At 33.4% G+C, this 19,024-nt stretch carries 9 protein-coding genes; all 9 read left to right on the forward strand.

The window, feature by feature from the left end:
* Nucleotides 1-71 precede the first annotated feature (71 nt).
* The 9 genes from DK442_RS01815 (at nucleotide 72) to DK442_RS01855 (ending at nucleotide 18,974) form a co-directional block, all read left to right on the forward strand.
* Nucleotides 72-1,388 (forward strand): serine hydrolase, encoded by a 1,317-nt coding sequence (locus DK442_RS01815; RefSeq protein ID WP_109434131.1) that lies wholly within the window; start codon nucleotides 72-74, stop codon nucleotides 1,386-1,388.
* A 280-nt stretch (nucleotides 1,389-1,668) separates the two neighbouring features.
* The gene (locus DK442_RS01820; protein WP_109434132.1) at nucleotides 1,669-2,499 is read left to right on the forward strand and encodes a hypothetical protein; all 831 of its coding nucleotides are present in this window, start codon (nucleotides 1,669-1,671) and stop codon (nucleotides 2,497-2,499) included.
* 40 nt (nucleotides 2,500-2,539) lie between these two features.
* The gene (locus DK442_RS01825; protein ID WP_109434133.1) at nucleotides 2,540-4,525 is read left to right on the forward strand and encodes a S8/S53 family peptidase; all 1,986 of its coding nucleotides are present in this window, start codon (nucleotides 2,540-2,542) and stop codon (nucleotides 4,523-4,525) included.
* An 11-nt stretch (nucleotides 4,526-4,536) separates the two neighbouring features.
* Entirely contained in the window at nucleotides 4,537-7,866 is a 3,330-nt protein-coding gene (locus tag DK442_RS01830) for a PKD domain-containing protein (RefSeq protein WP_160114012.1), read from the forward strand.
* Between the two features lie 109 nt (nucleotides 7,867-7,975).
* On the forward strand, nucleotides 7,976-8,290 hold the full coding sequence (locus tag DK442_RS01835; RefSeq protein WP_160114013.1) for a hypothetical protein: 315 nt from the start codon (nucleotides 7,976-7,978) through the stop codon (nucleotides 8,288-8,290).
* Nucleotides 8,291-8,978: 688 nt separating this feature from the next.
* A complete protein-coding gene (locus DK442_RS01840) occupies nucleotides 8,979-10,799 on the forward strand; it encodes an AAA family ATPase (RefSeq protein ID WP_109434136.1) in 1,821 nt (606 codons plus the stop codon).
* A gap of 4 nt (nucleotides 10,800-10,803) precedes the next feature.
* Nucleotides 10,804-11,433, forward strand: a complete 630-nt coding sequence (locus DK442_RS01845) for a 4Fe-4S single cluster domain-containing protein (RefSeq protein ID WP_109434137.1) — start codon at nucleotides 10,804-10,806, stop codon at nucleotides 11,431-11,433.
* 2 nt (nucleotides 11,434-11,435) lie between these two features.
* Entirely contained in the window at nucleotides 11,436-17,633 is a 6,198-nt protein-coding gene (locus tag DK442_RS01850) for an AAA domain-containing protein (protein ID WP_109434138.1), read from the forward strand.
* A complete protein-coding gene (locus tag DK442_RS01855; RefSeq protein ID WP_109434139.1) occupies nucleotides 17,634-18,974 on the forward strand; it encodes a hypothetical protein in 1,341 nt (446 codons plus the stop codon).
* The last annotated feature ends 50 nt before the right edge of the window (nucleotides 18,975-19,024 follow it).

Consider the following 19,024-nt stretch of genomic DNA (forward strand, 5'->3'; position numbering starts at 1 on the left):
ATAAAAAATTAAGGATTTTTTGACAAACAAAAGACATATTTGTTTACAATTTTTGCATTAAAATTATTAGTATGAGGTTTTATTTAGTGCTCCTGTTTTTCTTAACATTTTCAATCTCTTTTTCTCAGAATTTTAATTCGGATAAGTTAAACGATTATCTCACTGATATAGAGAAAAAAAATGTTTTTTATGGAAGTTTAGCAGTTCGGTCGAATGATTCGATTGTGTATAAAAGAAGCATAGGATATACTGATATAGATATGGGATTGCTAGCTAATGATTTTTCTAAGTATAGAATAGGTTCAATCTCCAAAACATTTACTGCTGTTCTGGTTTTTAAAGCTCTGGAGGAAAATAATATCAAACTTACTGAGACTATTGAATCCTATTTTCCTAAAATAAAAAATGCAAAAAATATCACTATAGATAATCTGTTATATCATCGAAGTGGAATTTATGATTTTACTAATGATCCAGAATTTGAAAAGTGGAAAATACTACCAAAAACTGAGGATGAAATTTTATCATTAATAATTGAAGGTGGTAGTTTATTTGAACCAGATACCAGGGCAGAGTATAGTAATTCTAATTTTTATATACTCTCTTTAATTTTGCAAAAAAAGTATGACTCAACATATGCTGAATTGATTGATAAGTATATTATCAAACCTTTAGGTTTAAAAAACACTAAGTTTGGAGGGAGAATTGATTCAGAAAATAACGAATCTCATTCATACGTTTATGGATCACATTGGGAGAAATCACCTGAAACTCACATGTCCATACCATTAGGGGCAGGAAGCATAATAACTACTCCTTCAGACCTATGTGTTTTTGCCAACGCTTTGTTTAATGGAAAAATAATTGATTTTACCAGTTTAAGTATTATGAAAAATTTTAAAGATAATTTTGGAGCTGGTATTTTTCCAATGGAGTTGAAAGGTAAATATATACTTGGCCATACTGGAGGTATTGATGGCTCTTCAGCTTTTTTAGGTTATTTACCCGAGATAGGATATTCTCTCGCTATAACATCGAATGCTAGTAGAATGAATAATTTTGATATTGCTAACAATGTCATATCATCTATCTTTAACATATCTCTAAAAAATGAAAGCATTACATCTTTTAATTTATCTAAAAATGACCTTAGTGTGTACGAAGGTATTTATGCCTCAGATCAAGTCCCGTTAGAGGTTTCTTTTTTTGTAAAGGAAGACAAGCTATGGTCAAAAGCTACTGGACAAAATGAATTCCCTTTGGATTTTATAGGAGATGATGTTTTTCAATTTGAGCAGGCTAATATTAAAATTACCTTCGATAAAACAAACAAACAAATGTCTTTAAATCAAGGAGGTTTAAAATACGTATTTAAAAAGAAAAATTAAAATAGTTTTTGTGAATTACCTTTAGGCTTTTTCGTTTTAAGTGAACAGTCCCTTTTATAATAAAAGGGATTTTTTTATGAATATAATCTAAAAAAAAGATTTTTTGACAAATTAAATTGTTGTTAAATACTCAATTTTACCATGCTAGGTTATACTACAAAGCGTCTTAAAATCAAACTTCTGCCCTATCTATTACTTTGTTATATACACTGCAAAAAACTATATCATATGATATAAATAATATTCAAAACAGCAAATAAATTTCTAAAACTATATTATCATGAAAAAAATTATTCTGTTATTTTTTTTAATTTCTTATTCAATTCTTAATGCCCAGAATCATAAGCTAGAGGGACCTATATGGTTAAAAAGCGGGAGAGATAATATTCAAGTGTATCAAACTGAAGATAATTCCTGGTTATACAGTGAATGGTTAGATAACTCTAATATAAGAAGGGCTTATATGGGATTGGATAACAATCTTTCATCTTTCGTGTTAGGGCTCGAAAATTCTACCGATAAATTTTCTATCATAGGAGGTAATGTTGGGATCGGAACTTCAGACCCTGCTCATACGCTCGATGTAAATGGGACTGTGCAAGCTAAAGTTTTTGATTTTATTGACCAAAATTTAGGAATTAATGGAGATCGTGTTAGAATTTTTAGAGATGATGTACAGTATGACAAAGCTATATTGAAGGTTCAAATAGGTGATGAGAGACATGGTGAAGTACAACTAGGATATACGAGTTATGTTAATGGAGATTGGTATAAGAGTATGGCTTTTTATGGTAATGGTACAGCTATATTTAGTGGCTCTGTGAGAGCTCCAGAAGTTAGAGTTAGAATAGACCCTTGGGCAGATTTCGTGTTTGATAAAGACTACGAATTAATGCCATTAGAAGCAGTAGAAAAGTTTATTAACAAAAATAAACACCTTCCTGAAATACCAACTGCCAAACAAGTAAAAAAAGATGGGATCAATCTAGGGGAAATGAACGCTAAACTCCTTCAAAAGATTGAAGAACTAACCTTACACCTTATTGAGCTTAACAAAAAGAACAAACAGTTGGCCGAGGAAATCTCACAAATAAGAAAAAATCAGAATTAAGCTTTTTTAGTTCAATATTCATTCAATTAAACATTTTACAATGAAGATATTAAAGTTTAAGCTGTTATGTGTGTTTTTAGTGTTGTGTTACGAATTTTGTAATGCTTCATTTAATAAAACATATGCAATTAGTCAAGTTTCGTGTACTCCTATACAATCAAGTTATAATTTTACATCAGGGCAACCTTTATCATTTAATTTTTCTCCTGAATGTTTAAATATAGAGACTCCAACAATATCCTGTCCAGCATTTTTAATGGACAATCAAGGTAATGTAATAACCAGCGGATATCAATTTAGTATAGATAATCCTACTCAAAACGCTAGTTATGAATTTGTGGTTATTGGCGATGAGGGAGAAAACGTCTTTAGGCATAGTTTTTCTTTTTCTAATACAAATAGTGATATAATCCCTAAAGACATCTTAAATACAACAGTCCACAACCTTAATAAAAACGATGGATTTCGGTGGTTGCAATTGTCCGACATAGAACTGTTTAGTGCCATTTATTATAATGAACGAGAACTTGTGGTTGGGTATGCGCCATCGGGATATGGTAATTTAGAGGAAACCATCCATACTGTAAATATAAATTCTGCCCCATGGACTAATGCTAAACAGTCCATATTGGACCAAATTCAGGAAATATGGAATGACAAAGGGTTTTCGCATGTAAATGTGAACAATTATATACTATATGACAGCCCAACACTACCTTTTTTTATTGTGACCACACCGTTCTTAGAGATGATTACCCAATTAAGAGACCTAGAAACAGTTAAGTTTCTTAGCCCTTCGCAATACGATCCGAGGCTTCCTAATTCCTCAAGTGTTACGTTACTCAACCAGACTGCTTCTGCTTACCCAACAATAGTAGGAGATCTCAACGACATAGATAGTGGCGCTTGCGATCATAATCGCCCAAGGTATATTCCAGATACTCATTTTAAACATACGAACCCTAATGATGTAAAAAGCGGCAAGATTTCTTGGAATTATTTTGATCCAGCACACAAAATTGATAAGGCATGGGAGGTTTTAACAAATAATGAGTGTTATAAGGGGCGAGGTGCCGGCATAACCGTTGGTCTAATTGACGCTGGTATATCAAGCAATCAACCTCGTTTAAACGAAAAGTTTTCATACGGTTATAATGCAGGTAACAGAACTATTGAACACTATGGTACTTATGGTCCAAAGATATATGGTCAAGTGCCAGATGAGTTTGCCATAAATAATGATCCTGGTTATTACCCTTCAGAATCAGACGGACCATTTTCAGACTGTGCACATGGTACCCTAATGGCAGGTATAATTGGGGCACCCGAAATGGATGGTTTTTCGTCAAGTAATGGTCCATTGGGTGTGGCGCCTGATTGTAACATGATAACGGTAAAAGGTACAAATGACCCAATATTACTTCACAATCACAGAATGATTGGGGTTGTAAAGGCTCTAGACCTATTGGCTACAAAACCAGAGGTAAAAATTATTAGTATGTCTATGGGTAGCAACTATCATTTTCCTTATTTAACCTATGCAATTAGAAGAAATTATAACCTAGGTAAATTAATTATTTGTGCGGGGGGGACATCCCCTGCCGCTGATTGGATTCAAAATACCTGGGGCGTAACTTATCCTGGAGTCTTATCCACTACATTAGGAATCACTGGGGTAAAAAACTATAGCAGTGATCGAACTTTTTTCAAATGCGATGAGTGTCATAAAGGAAAAAAAATTGACTTTGTTGTAAAAATGCAAAAAGGAGATAAAAGAGTTTTGAGCTTACCTCAAAGTACAGAGGAAACTACTTTTGTCGGTGGTTCTTCAGCAGCAACGGCTACCATGGCAGGGATAGCAGCTTTAGTTTGGAGTGCCGACCCATCACAAACACGAGAAAAAGTCATTGAAGCTTTAAAACACGGAGCAAGTAGAGACGAGGCTCAAAAAGATGATGAGTATGGATATGGGTTAGTTGACGCTCAAAAGGCTGTATTATATGCTCTAAAATGTACAAACAACTAACAATAACACCAATGAAATATATAAAAAATCTAATCCCATTTTTCGTTTTATTTGGCTTTTGGTCGCTCAAAGCTCAAATTTCGACATCGTATACTAATGCCACCGGTACTTTGTGCAATGGTACTATTACAGTATCTTCAGAGGTTTCTTTTGCAGGGCCTTTTTCAATTAATGTAACCTCAAGTACAAGTAGTTACAATCAAGATCAAAATGGAATCGATCATGAAAATCCTGCATTTTTTAGTAATTTATGTACTGGGGAGTACGAGGTTACAGTATTAAACAAATTTTCTTGTGAAAATTTTTCTGAAACCATTTCAATTTCTGATCAAGGGGGAAGTGGTAATGATGGGCTCGCTGCTGATTTTACAGTAAATACTACAGATGGTAGGGCTCCTTTAACGGTTTATTTTTCTGATCAATCTTCTGGAGATATTGATGGTTGGTATTGGGAGTTTCCATTTGGGGAGCCTAATTATTCTTACGATCAAAATCCATCAGTAGCGTACACTACATCTGGAGACAAAGATGTAAGTTTAACAGTATATGATACCAAAGGAAATTCGCATACTATTACTAAGAACGATTATATAAATGTAGAGGCTCAGTTACCGCCTTTAACCCTAAGTCTCAAAGCCTGTTCTGATCCATATGCCTCTACTTGTGGATCCAATTTTTCTGACACTGCGCTTATTCATTTCATACCAGAAGTTTCTTTGAGTATCGGAAACGTACAATACAATTGGGATTTTGGTGATGGCCACTCTATAGAAGGATCGTTTAGAGAAGTATACAGTTATAGTAATACAGGATCTTACACAGTTACTTTATCGATAACAAATGATTATGGGCAATCAGCATCTGCATCTGTTATAATTAATATTAGAGACATTAATGAGCAGTCTATAACCCCGAATTTTGATTCTAATGGAGATCAGAATACCGTCGAAGTCGGGTATAATTCTCCTGGTGTATCATATTCAGATGCGACTATATACCAAAACATAGATCCTAGTGAAGTAGATTATTTTTGGGATTTTGGTACGAACGCCCTTAATAGATACGCCTATACAAGAGGGCCTCATAGCGTATGTTATAGGAAAAATTCTGGTACAGGAGTAGATTTGCAACACGTTTCTCTAAGAGTTACTCCAAAATCTCAATTGATTGGACCTAAAAAAATAGCCAAGACAAATCACGTTTTTGTAAAACAATCAAATACGAGGTTTTGTGAAGCTCCTTGTGAAGTGCAATTCTCAGATATTTCTTTAACTACAGATTTTTTCAATCAGGAACCTAAGCTTAAATTTTCTATGAATAGTAACGCTAGTACCTGTTCAAACATTAGTTGGACTATAAAAGTTAATGGCAAAATGGTATATCAAAGATATCTTTTCGATGTTGAAAATAATGGATATGAAGTTTGTAGTTATAACTCTGGTGAGTTGGATTGCGAAGATATAGAGTATATTAATCGATCCTCAATCCCTGAAATGGAAGTAAACCTGGCTTGGCTAGATGAAATACCTGCTTTTCCGTATACCATGAAAGTTGAGGCAACAGTTTATGATAGGAATCATGTAGGTGAGACAAAAAAAACAATATTTCAAAATTTTACGATTAAAGGTTCTAAATACTCAGATTATAGCTCTGCTGATAAAATTATAAGACATGAATTTGATAATGTCGAAGTTTATGATAATTACGCTACAAAAGAGAATAAAATATTATTTAGTATAGCAGAACAATACAGAGATAGAGAGAATACAAATAATTACCATTTATATTCATTTACAGACAACCAATTTCAAAAAGATGTTGACTTAGATTTATTTACTACAAATTCTAATATGGGTAAGTTTAAGTTTATAGATAATAATTCTATTCTTAAATTAATACCTTATAAAAGACCTCAGGCTCCACCTGGTATTAAATATCATGGAATAACAGCTCAGACAGTTGGGAAAAATCCCAAAAAAGATTGGGAAAATATACTGGATTATCGTGCTGCAAACCCAGTTTATTTTATTAAATCTTCAACAATTAGTGCGCCAACTATAGAGGAAATACCTGAAGGGTATCTAAGATATTACAAATGGGATTCTGATGGTGAAACTCTTGCTTTTATAAGTTTTAACACACTATATATTAAGAATCTTCAAAAATTGTCGAATAATCAATTAGAAAGTAATGGAGCTACTTATATTAATGGGAGTTATATAAACCAAGAGTTGGATATTCAAGATGACAATGTTTATTCAGATCGGGATAAAGTTATAGTAGAAGGCAATACAATAGCAATTTTAAGAAAATCTGGATTACATATATTTAAAAAAGAAGGTAATACATGGGTGAAAAAGAAAGTGCTTTTTACTGATTTAGTAAATTCACCTGATTATCGATTTTTTTCTGATTTTGATATGGAAGGAGATAAAGTTGTTTTGGGATTAGTAAGATACCCTATTAAATCGTCAGTTCTAGTAACTGATATTTCAGGAGATATTCCGGTTTATATTCATGATTTAAAAAAAGAAGACAGTTTTGATTATATACAATGGTTACCTAAGCAAATAGATATTCAAGGAGATAATGTACTCTATTTCTCAGAAATGGCTAATCTGGGGGATAATTATCGCTATCAAAATTTTCATTTCTATCAGGATATTCATAAAAATAATAATTTTGAAATTAATGAGACAGAAAGATTTGACTTTACGTATAAGGGTAGTTTGTTTCTTGAAGATTTTTTGATTTTCCTAAAAAATGATATTGCATACATCTTTGATAGGAGGGATCCAGCTTGTAAAACAGATGCGACATATAATGCTTACGGTTTTACTATTAATAGTGGTAATAGCATCTATAGAAATGTTAAAACATCTCAAATGTCTTCACATACACAACCTTACACGGTAGAAAGTTCTGGTAATTTATATGTAAAATCTTCAGAAACAGTTTTGCAATTTGGTTTTACCGCTCGACCTGGTAGTAAAATAGATATAATAGCAAGTGATTGTGGATATTATAACGAACCTATTAGTGGTATTGCTAGGTTAACTGAAATTCCTGAGGAATCAAATGAACAAGAGGTTTTTCCAACAATAGAGAATCATATTACAATTTATCCTAACCCTGCTAAAGATAGACTCTCTATTGAAAGCAGCAGTAAAATGCAGCTTATAGAACTTTATAGTATTACTGGAAGAAGAATATATTATAAATCAGGATTGAATACTAGTAGTCATACCATTCAAACTTTGGACTATCCTGATGGGATGTATTTTGCGAAAATTCATACTTCACGAGGTCATATCAACAAAAAACTTCTAATCAAAAAATAAAAAAGAGCTGTACACGAAATCTTTAACTCTTAAAACCCCATAAGAAAAATAAGATGGTGTGTGCCTTATTCAAATCAAATATCTAAAAGATAAATAACGAACATAAAATATGAAAACTTTTAATAGACTTTTTAATATAATAGTTGTGTTGGCACTAATCTTGTCATTTAAACCACTTTTTGCGCAACAAACTGATTTTATAGATAATATAAGTATTCCTTATGGTAAATCAATTCAGTCTTATACTACTAATGGAGTCAAATATGATATGGTGAAGAGTCAATGGCTAAACAATGATGATTTTTTAACCCTTCATGTCCCTGGTTCTAAAGGATTGGGTAAAGCACAATTTTTTATCAGAAATGACGGCTCTGTCGGTATTGGTAACAGTGATCCTAAAGCAAAGTTCTTTCGGTTTCCTTAGCCTAAAGAGCAAACAACTAATAAGTATTTATTAACTAGTATAATATTATGTAAAACAAAATTTTCAATAACCAATTGGAAATCTACTAATTAACTCCCAATCTCGCATTAAAAAGTTCGATTCTATTCCTAAAGACCCCACCTTAAAAACCCGAACAATTTGTTCGGTTTTTTTTATGGTTTAAATTGGTTCTTCCTAATAGCAGGAATCAAGACCAGTTATTGTATTAAACACATTACATCTTGTTCCCTTTTCATCCTCATATCAATGTAATAAGCTGATATGAATGTTTTAAGACTACCAAGAGCTCGTTCAATAAAAAGCTCAAATACACGTTCAAAATTTTCTAATATTTTTTGCAACTATAAAACTTGTTTGACTTAGATTTGTTATTAGTTGTTAAATTAACAAGAGACTAATACACGAGTTTGGAAGCCTTATAAGGCCCAAAATAGAGGAAAATTGTTCTAGACAAATTCTATGTACAATTGGATATAGAAATCACTCTACTGAATAAATAGAAAGGATAAACGAACTGTAAAGCATGAACATGTTTGTAAGTTCATTGAGATTTTTTATGTTAAATGATTCTGGAGTAATAGCTATTTGGTTAGCAAATCAAGTGTCTCTCGTAGTGGTTAATTAAGAGCTTTAAAGATTATTGAAAAAGAGCAAAACAAAGTAAAAAATGAAAGACGCCAAGGTAAGATGGTTACAAGATTTTCGAAGATTTCTTCCTTTAAAAAGTCAATTCATCCTTTCTGGAAATATTAAAGATTTTCAGCTTATCAAAAATGATTTCGGAAGCTACAGCTGGCATAGATTAGAAAATGCAATTGATGCCGAACTTAAAAGTACAGGCTATAAGCATGTGGTTTATTACAATCCTATGAGTGGTTTTGATATTCCTTTTTTTCTTGGAAATCCTGAAGAAAAAAAAGCCTTGTTCCAAAAGCTTCATATTCCGCTTCAGCAAGATGACATATACCATAATTTACAAACTTTTAATATTGTATTACAAACCATAGTCAACTATCCTAATGAGCCCATAGCCTTAGTTGTTGATTTCGCTTCTCAATTTTTGATGAATGCTGAAAATCTAATAAAGGCCGAGCATGACACCTTTAGTTTGACACATATACTATCCCAAACTACAGAAACAAAACCTTATGGGCAACCACCTAAACCATTTTACAACACTGTTATTTGGATAGTAGACAAAGAAGGGGATTTACCCGATTGGATGGTCGTTAACAATCCCAAAATAAGACATATCCCAATAGGTAAACCAGACCATATTGCTCGAAGAAGATTAGTAGATCCTATTGTAGAAAGCTTATGCGAAACTAAAACAGAAGCTAAAAGAATAGCCACAGATTTTGTTGATGAGACTGAAGGGTTACTTCTCTTGGATTTAGTAGCCATTATAGAATTGGCTCGATCAGAATCTATTCATATTTCTCTTATTGCCGACGCCGTAAGGAGATATAAAGTAGGGGTAACTGAAGATCCCTGGGTTAAAATTGATAGAGAGAAAATTGAAAATGGCGAAGCTTTTATTAGAAAAAGAGTAAAAGGGCAAGACCATTCTGTACAGCACATGGTGGATATTGTAAAAAGAGCTATAACAGGTGTTGGCAGTTCCAAAAGAAATAATCGCCCTAGAGGTGTTGTATTTTTGGCTGGCCCAACGGGCGTTGGAAAAACGGAATTAGCCAAAACCTTAACTAGTCTTTTATTTGGTGACGAAAGTGCCTATATTAGATTTGACATGTCCGAGTTTAGTGCAGAACATTCTGACCAAAGACTCATTGGTGCACCTCCAGGCTATGTGGGTTATGATTTAGGAGGCGAATTGACCAATGCAGTTAGAGAAAAGCCTTTTAGCGTGGTATTGTTTGATGAAATTGAAAAAGCTCATCCTAGAATTCTAGATAAGTTTCTTCAAATTCTAGATGATGGAGTACTTACAAGTGGCCGAGGTGATAAAGTTTATTTTTCTGAAACGCTAATAGTTTTCACTTCCAACCTGGGGATTTATAAAAAATCAGCTGCCGGAGAGCGTTTTCCAAACGTGACTTATGAAGATAATTTTGAAACGGTAGAAAAGAAAGTAAGAAATGAGATTGAACGCTATTTCAAATTCGATTTGAATCGACCTGAACTTTTGAATCGAATTGGAGATAACATCATTGTTTTTGATTACATCAGAAAAGATGTTGGCAAAATGATATTCAATATGATGATCGAAAATCACATCAACGCTATTCAGAAACAATTAGGCATTTCGCTTCATATTCAAGAAGATGTAATTCATACACTCGAAGAACTGTCTATTAAAGATTTAAATAACGGTGGTAGAGGCATCAGAAATAAGATAGAATATCATTTTATTACTCCTATTTCGAGAGCTTTGTTTTCAATAAATCCTGTCAAAGGCGATGTTGTCGAGTCCAAAGGTATTTCATTTGAAAACAAAGGGACTACCATCAATTTAATTAAAAAGTAGATCAATGGAAATTGGGATTTCACGTTTACATTTTCCAGTTACAACTCTTGGCCCCGGAAAACGAATAGGTATCTGGTTTCAAGGTTGTTCTATACATTGTGAAGGTTGTATTTCAGCAGACACTTGGCAATTTAACACCAAAATGGTTGATATAAATGAATTGAAAAGAGTTTTGAAAAAGTGGTTACCTAGCTGTGATGGAATAACTATTACAGGAGGTGAACCTTTTGATCAACAAGCTGCACTGTTTGAATTGCTTACTTTCTTAAGACCTTACAATCTATCTGTTTTAGTATATAGTGGTTATTCTTATCAAAAACTTAAACAGAAAAAAGAAATCTTCGAAGGACTTATAGATGTTCTCATCTCTGAGCCTTATGACTATAAAGAAACTCAAACCAAGGCTTTGTTAGGTAGTGATAATCAAAAAATTCATTTACTAACATCATTAGGAGAACATACATTTTCGGACTATGTAAAATGTATTCCAGAAAAAAAATTGGATGTACAATTTGATGATAATAAAGTATGGATGGCGGGTATTCCTATACAGGGGATGAAAGAAATAACAAAAACGTTGCAACAAGAAGCAGTTGATATAAAAAGCACTCAAGCTGTGATAAAGAAAAAATAAAAATGGAGTATATAAGACTTTGCCCAGCATGCAATAGTGAAAGACCCGTTAACGAGATGTATTGTCAAAATACTATTGAAAGCGTTACATGTAGTTGGTTATTGATGAATGTTAAACAAACACCTATTGGTGGAAGCGTAGAAATTCAGAAAACACCTCCAGAGCAAAAAAAACGATATTGCGAAAACGGACATGAAGTAGGAGAGCAAGATTTTATGTGTATGGAATGCGGAGCAGATATCCAAGAAACTGCCATTGCTCCAGAAGAAGAAATAATACAATCTATAGGTGAGTATACAGTAATAGAAACTGTAAAGACCACACAAGCAACCAAAGAATGTTTTTTAGTTAAGAATGACAAGGAAGAGATTTGTTTTTTAACCTTGTACCATGAAAATTATGAACCAGATAAAGCTATCTATAATGTTTTGCAAAAGGCTGACATTGATCATGTAGCAGCATTGATTGAAACTGGGTATTGGGATAATCGCTTTTTTGAAGTTACCGAACAAATAAAAGGAGGTGCTTTAGACACCCTTGATTATGTTGATGAAAATCAAATAGAGAAATTGGTTGACGAAATAGGAAGAGCTCTTCGAGATTTTTCTGAAGCTGGGATGCGACACCGAGACCTTAGTCCGCAGAATATACTTATCCGAAATCAAGAGTGTTTTGATCTAGTAATTATTGATTTTAGCTCTGCTCGTTTGTCAGATTATGATTTAGATACCGATACCCCCTTAGAACTCACAAGATATACTGCTCCAGAAGCTATTATTGGTGGCATAAGCCCTGCTTCAGACTGGTGGAGTTTGGGAATGATTATTTTAGAACAGATTACCAAAGGAGCTTTTTTTGAAAATATCAATGATAAAGCCTTTATGATTCATCTGGTAACTAGAGGTGTTGAGTTACCAACTAATATAGATGAAAGATTATTGTTATTACTTAAAGGACTTTTATGCAGAGACCCTTTAAAACGTTGGCATTGGGAAGAGGTCGATAAATGGTTGAAAAAAGAATATGTAGCTCCTCCAATAGAGTCTTCAACAAGCTTAAAACAAGAGAAAGAGAAAAAAATTATACTTGGTGACGAGACCTACGTCAATCTAAGTTATTTTGCTCTCGCTGCAGCTGAAGAAAAAAACTGGAAAGAGGGGTTAGAGTTATTTACCTCTGGAAAAATTTCAAATTGGGTAAAAGAGATACAAGGAGAAGATATCATATGTTCTTCTATAAGAAACCTTCGTTCTAAAGAAGATATTGATTTAGAATGGCGGTTTTCATTGGCATTGATGCATTTAAATGACGCTTTACCATTAACTTGGAGAGGTCAAATCATCATCCCTGCTTGGTTGCTTAGCAATCCTATTATTGCATCACAATTGATAGAAGGAGAAATCCCAGATTATCTAGACAACATCAATCGCGAAAAATGGTTGGTTCATTTAAAAAGAAGAAGACAAAATGTAGTACAGAAAGCAAAAAGTCTTGAAATTGCTATTGACAAGGATAAGTTTAAAATAAATACTCTTAGCACTTCAAAAGTAAGGTTGAAATCTGAAATGGATTTACTCCGTCAAATTTATCCCGACGCAAAGAATATTGCTTTGTCTGATCTAATGGGAGATATTAGATTAAGTGAAGAAGATTTAATCCTCATGGTAAGTGCAGAGCATCAACAATTTGTTCCTATAGATCAACTTGTTAAAGACTGTATAGATTTAGCCGAAAAAATTGGTATCGATCCAGATGTATCATTTTACAGAGATATACTAGTAAAACCTAGAATAGAGATTTATGAATTGCTAAACAATCATCTAGAAGGTTTCTCTAAGAGTAATAATGAATCATTGAACCGCTGGGCGGATCGATTTAGAATACAAAAGAGACTTTCTTTATTACAATCTGTATTGTGCCTATCAATTCCAAAAAGCGAATGGATAACACCTCCAAAGCATGAGTACGCTTCTAGTTTACTACGCTTTTTCGAAAAGAAAATAATATATGCATCTTCCAGAGGGCCTTTGGTAAGACTGATCATCTCTAAAAATTCTGCTCGTATAGACATCAATGAATTAGGTACTTCATTAAAATCTTCAGAAAAGTTAATGAATAGTATTCTTAATAGGTCTTCTGGCACAGAAACGGTTGATCCGATGAGTTTTAGTAAAAACCCACTCTTACACTATAGAACAAGGCGTATGCTTCTAAAAGCGGCTAATTATAAAAGAGATACGGGTTTAGAGTCCTTATATATGGGGTTTCCATTTTTAATTAGTCAAGTAAAAACAACTCATAGACCACGCGTACTTCCCATTCTTCTATGGCCTGTGGCCTTAGAGTTAAAAAACAGAGCTGCCCCAACACTCGAAGTGGGCTTCGATAAAATTCGTGAAGAAGTTAGGTTAAATCCAGCACTTTCGAGCTCATTAGAGGAAGATCAATACAAAAGAATAAAAGAAATCTACCAAGAAATTCTTGGCAGACAAACACTAAGTATCTCAGAGGTAATTGACGCATTTGGTTCTTATATTCAATCTAACAGCATACAACTTACTTCACACCCAGAAGTTACTTACAAACTAAAACAAGTGGGACTACAACTGTATTGTTCTGCTGTATTCTTTAATGCAAATTTCACTGGACAAGCCATCAGTGAAGACCTTCGTTTGCTTCAGAAGCTACCGCATACGGATATTGCAATGGAGCCTATTTTGAAAATAACTACGCCAGAAATTCCGGCTTATGATCCGATTATTTCAGAAAGCGATCGATACACCGTGGTCCCTGTAGACCCTTCACAGGAAAAAGCAGTCATGCAAAGTCGCTCAAATCCAGGCATTGTTATAGAAGGCCCACCAGGAACTGGTAAAAGTCAAACAATTGTAAATATCATTTCTGATTGTATAGGTAGAAAAGAGAAGGTATTGGTGGTATCCCAAAAAAGAGCAGCTATTCAGGTGATAATGAAACGACTCGAAGCTGCAGAAATAGAAAATAGGGCACTGACCATAACAGATATCACAAAAGATAGGCAACCTATTATTCAGAGTATTCGAGAACAGGTATCTCATCATCTTAATAAAACCAAACATCAAAATTCTTTTGAAGAAATTAAACACCAAAGGGCTAATCTGACTCAACAAATAGACAGAATAGAAGCTGAACTGAATGTTTTATCACAACAAATACATAAGTTAGATGATATTTCAGGGATAAGTTATCGCAACATATTATCCGAGCTCATTGAAATTCAATCAAAAAATTATATTGATGTCCCAGAAGTTAGAAATCACCTAGAAAACAATACAGTCAACGAGTTGAATGTTCTAGAAGAACAAATTAGTGGATTAATAAATGATTGGATACCTTCAAAATATGAAGGAAATAGCTTGATTAACCTTCAAATAACACAATATGATGAGGCTACTCAAGGTACTATTTACACAGGTTTAAAAAACTTTTATGAAGTTGAAGAGAAAAGAGTAGCTTGTATAAAACAAACCTCTGGAATTTATGATAATGCAGAGGCACAATTTTACGAATCATGGCTAAGAGAAAATGAAGACAAACTTCTAAAAATAACCAATGTAGAAGCCGAAAATGCTAAAAACTGGTTTGATTTAATTTATGATGAATTCAATGAAAAATCAATAGCAGAAGATATATCAAGTGCTCTAAGTAAACTTTTAATATCTGTACAAAAACTGATTGCCGATCAAAGAAACGAGCAATTCACAGAATGGTTAAAACAAGCTTTGGACAAACAGTTAGACAAAACCATCAGAGGTTGTGATTCTTATTTGAGAAAATCAAAATTTAAGATACTCAATCCATTATCATGGATACACAATTTCAGGTTAAAAAAAATATTGAGTATACATCAACTTCAATTAAAAGATGAACACGTAAAGCAATTAAAAATAGCATCTGTTAACGAAGTAACTTTTCGAGATTATCAAGGGCAATATCATTCACAAATGAAAAAACTAAATGTTGGGTTTGAGCCAATTCTCGAAGATAAATTGCTTGCAGTAAAAATAGGAAGTAAATTAAGTGAATTATTGCAAACCATCGCTTTGGCCCAAGCTCTAAAAAGCTGTCCTCTTAAAAACGAAGCTCGAAACTTATTAAGGACCGGAGACAAGAAAGAATACAAGGTATTTATTCAGCATTTAAGAGATTCTAACTCGCGATATCAAATTAGAAAAGAATCCTATAAAAAGTTAAATCCGCTAGCACAATGGTTAGAACCTAACAGTTATAAAAAATTCGAAGAACGTATTAAAAATAATGATGTTGATGTATCAATTCTGGAAAAAATGCAAGCTGATATGGCTTATTTTATTCCGTATCAAAAATTTAGGATAAGATTAGGGGACAAAAAAAACTTTGACAACACCTTAAAGCTATTAGCACTATTTAGAAAATATGACCAGCAAATTCAGGATTTCCCTTCTGATAGCAGAAGTCAACTTATCAGGAAAACTATTAGACGTGAAGGATTACTGGGTTGGAAACAACGCATAGAAAAGCGATCACCTGCTCTGCTCATGGCAGAAAGCGACATAGAACAAGGTGTTAAGTCATTAGATAAATTTTTATCAAATGTTAAAGAACAAAATAAAAAACTACTAAATCTCAATTACGATTTCGAAAAAATAGGTACGAAGCTCCAATGGAATTCTATTACCAAGCTACGAGGAAAGAATTATAAAAAACTTAGAGAATTCATCCATTCAGGAGAGGAAATAGGGTTAATGGATGTGCGCCCTATATGGCTTATGAGCCCAGAGGTTGTTTCTCAATCGCTACCGTTACAAGCAGGTATGTTTGACGTGGTTATTTTTGATGAAGCCTCTCAAATGCTAATAGAACATGCTATTCCATCCTTGTATCGAGCCAAAAGAGCAATCATAAGCGGGGATGAAAAACAGATGCCTCCAGCTGGCTTCTTTGCTCATAAAATAGCTACGGACGATGATGATGATATAATTAATGTTGAATTAAGTGAAGATAATTCTGAAGAAGAATTGGCTAGTTATGAAGACGCATGGAATAAAAAGGAAGTAAAAGATTGCCCAGACCTATTAACCTTAGCTAAGACGGTATTGCCAACAACTACACTCCAAATCCACTATCGTTCACAGTATAAAGCGTTGATTAATTTTTCTAATCATGCTTTTTATAGTGGGCAATTACATGTTCCGGCGTATCATCCTATAGATGAAATAGAAAAAATTAAACCCTTGGAAGTAATTCGGGTAGATGGTATTTATAATGAACAAACAAATAGTGATGAAGCAGACGCTTTAATCCAATACTTGTCTGATCATTGGCAATTACCAGAAAACAAAAGATTAAGCACTGGTATTGTTACTTTCAACAAAAAGCAATCTGAACTTATTGAAGGAAAAATTGAAGAAAAGGCACTAAACGATCAAGATTTCATGGCAAGGTTACTACAAGAGCGAAATAAGCAGCAAGAAGGAGAGGACATGGGATTCTTTATAAAAAATGTAGAAAATGTGCAGGGCGATGAGCGAGATATGATTTTGTTTAGCACTACATTTGGGCATAATAAGCATGGTGTTTTTCGTCGAAACTTTGGTGCCCTGGGACATCGTGGAGGTGAAAGACGGCTAAATGTAGCGATTACCAGAGCTCGATATAAAGTAATTATTGCGACTTCAATGCCCATTAATGATATTTCGGATATGCTATCTATAGGAAGATCACCTTCCAAACCAAGAGATTACATACAGGCCTATTTGAACTTTGCCGAAACCCATTCTAATACCCAGATTCAGGTTGCAAATAAGAGTATCCGTAAACTTTCGTTAGCTAATAGCTATGAAGACATCGTCCTTAAAAATGATGGATTCAAAAATACAGTTAAAAATTACATCAAAGGCTTGGGTTATGATACTGTAGAAAATAGTGATTACAATGTTTTCTATGTAGACTTGGCTATACAGGATCAGGAAAGTGGCAGATTTGTTATTGGTATTGAGTGTGACGCGCCAAATAATGAGTTGTTAAAAAATGCCCGATATAGAGAATTGTGGCGCCCACAAGTTCTCAAAAAATCAATCCCTGTTATACATAGAACAACATCATACCGATGGTTTCAAGATACAGAAGGTGAAAAAAAGAGATTGGAAGAAGCTATAAAAAATGCCCTAAATTCAATATAAATGAGTGGTCCAAAAGTAGTAAGAATAGTTACGCCCGAAGAGAGGAGAATAATAAAACAAAAATGGCTTACTAGCCTAAGAAGTAAAATTGAAGATATTAAAGAATATGCTTTAAAACATGGTGTTTTGGATGAAGACTTAAGCATGTCTCTAGAAGAAACATTACAACATTATCAAAGCATTTCAGAGGACGATTACTCAAAAATAGAGCGTGAAGTACCCGGTCAAATACAATACCTAGAAAAGGAAAAGAAGAACCTAGTCCAAAAAGTTGTTAAACAAAGAGCTTCTAAATGGGAAACTTATAAAAACCTGAAGAGCACGCATAATGAATTAAGATTTCTATTACAAAAAAAGAAAATTGAATTTGAAGATTTTAAAGAACCTTTAGTAATTTCGGAAGCAGAAATAGAACAATACAGTCAAAAAATAGATGGCTTGTATAAAACCTTAAAGGACGTTGCTTTTAATGAACAAAAATTAACTGATGAGCAAATAGAGATACAAAAACGGCTGTCTGCTGGAAATAGTTTACTTTCTGTTAAAGAATGGGGGTCAAATCTCCCAAAAGTTTTATCCAGGCTTAAAAAACTAGAAAACACTTTAAAGGAAATGTATGTGCAGGGATTTTCTCAAGATAAAACACAAGAGTTTATACAGCGATGCAATGCTCTTAATGACAAAGATGTTAATTATCCTCTTTTAATAGATTCGCTCATTATAGAAGCAGCTGCGTTTACTAAAACGCAGTTGGAGCTAAACGATATAAAAGAAGCTCTAAAAAATGCCATTGCACAATTGGAAACATTAGCATTAGAAATTAAATTTATTAAAAAATGGAAAGAATTACTCAAATCAGATAATCTTGTTAAGTTACAGGAGGCATTAGAAAGAGCAACCCATTTGTATGAAGAAGAATCACAGAAAATTATTGTCGAAACAAGACGGGTAGCTATTAAAAAAGCATTAAAAAGTGCTGGTTATGAAGTTAATGATTCTATGGAAACCGCTTGGGTAGAAAATGGTCGTTTAGTGGTAAAAAAAGCAAAAAATTCTCTTTATGGAGTAGAATTTATGAGCCCCAAAAATCTAAGTCGCATACAAGCACGTATTGTTGCAGATGAGAACAGAAAAAATGAAAGAACGCCGAATCTTGATAAAAATCAAGAAGAAATTTGGTGTGATGAATTTGATGAGATCAAAGAGATTTTAGAAAGTGAAGATTTATCCATTATAATTGATAAAATGCAAGAACCTGGGGCCATCAAACTCAAGGAAGTTAATTTAGATGATGGTTATCATCAGAGCTCAAGAAGCGTAAGAAGAGGGAAACAATTATGAATACACTGCTTAATCTTGCAGAACAGAATTTTTTAATAACCTCTTAAATA

The organism is Aquimarina sp. AU119 (assembly GCF_900312735.1).
GTDB classification, from domain to species: domain Bacteria; phylum Bacteroidota; class Bacteroidia; order Flavobacteriales; family Flavobacteriaceae; genus Aquimarina; species Aquimarina algiphila.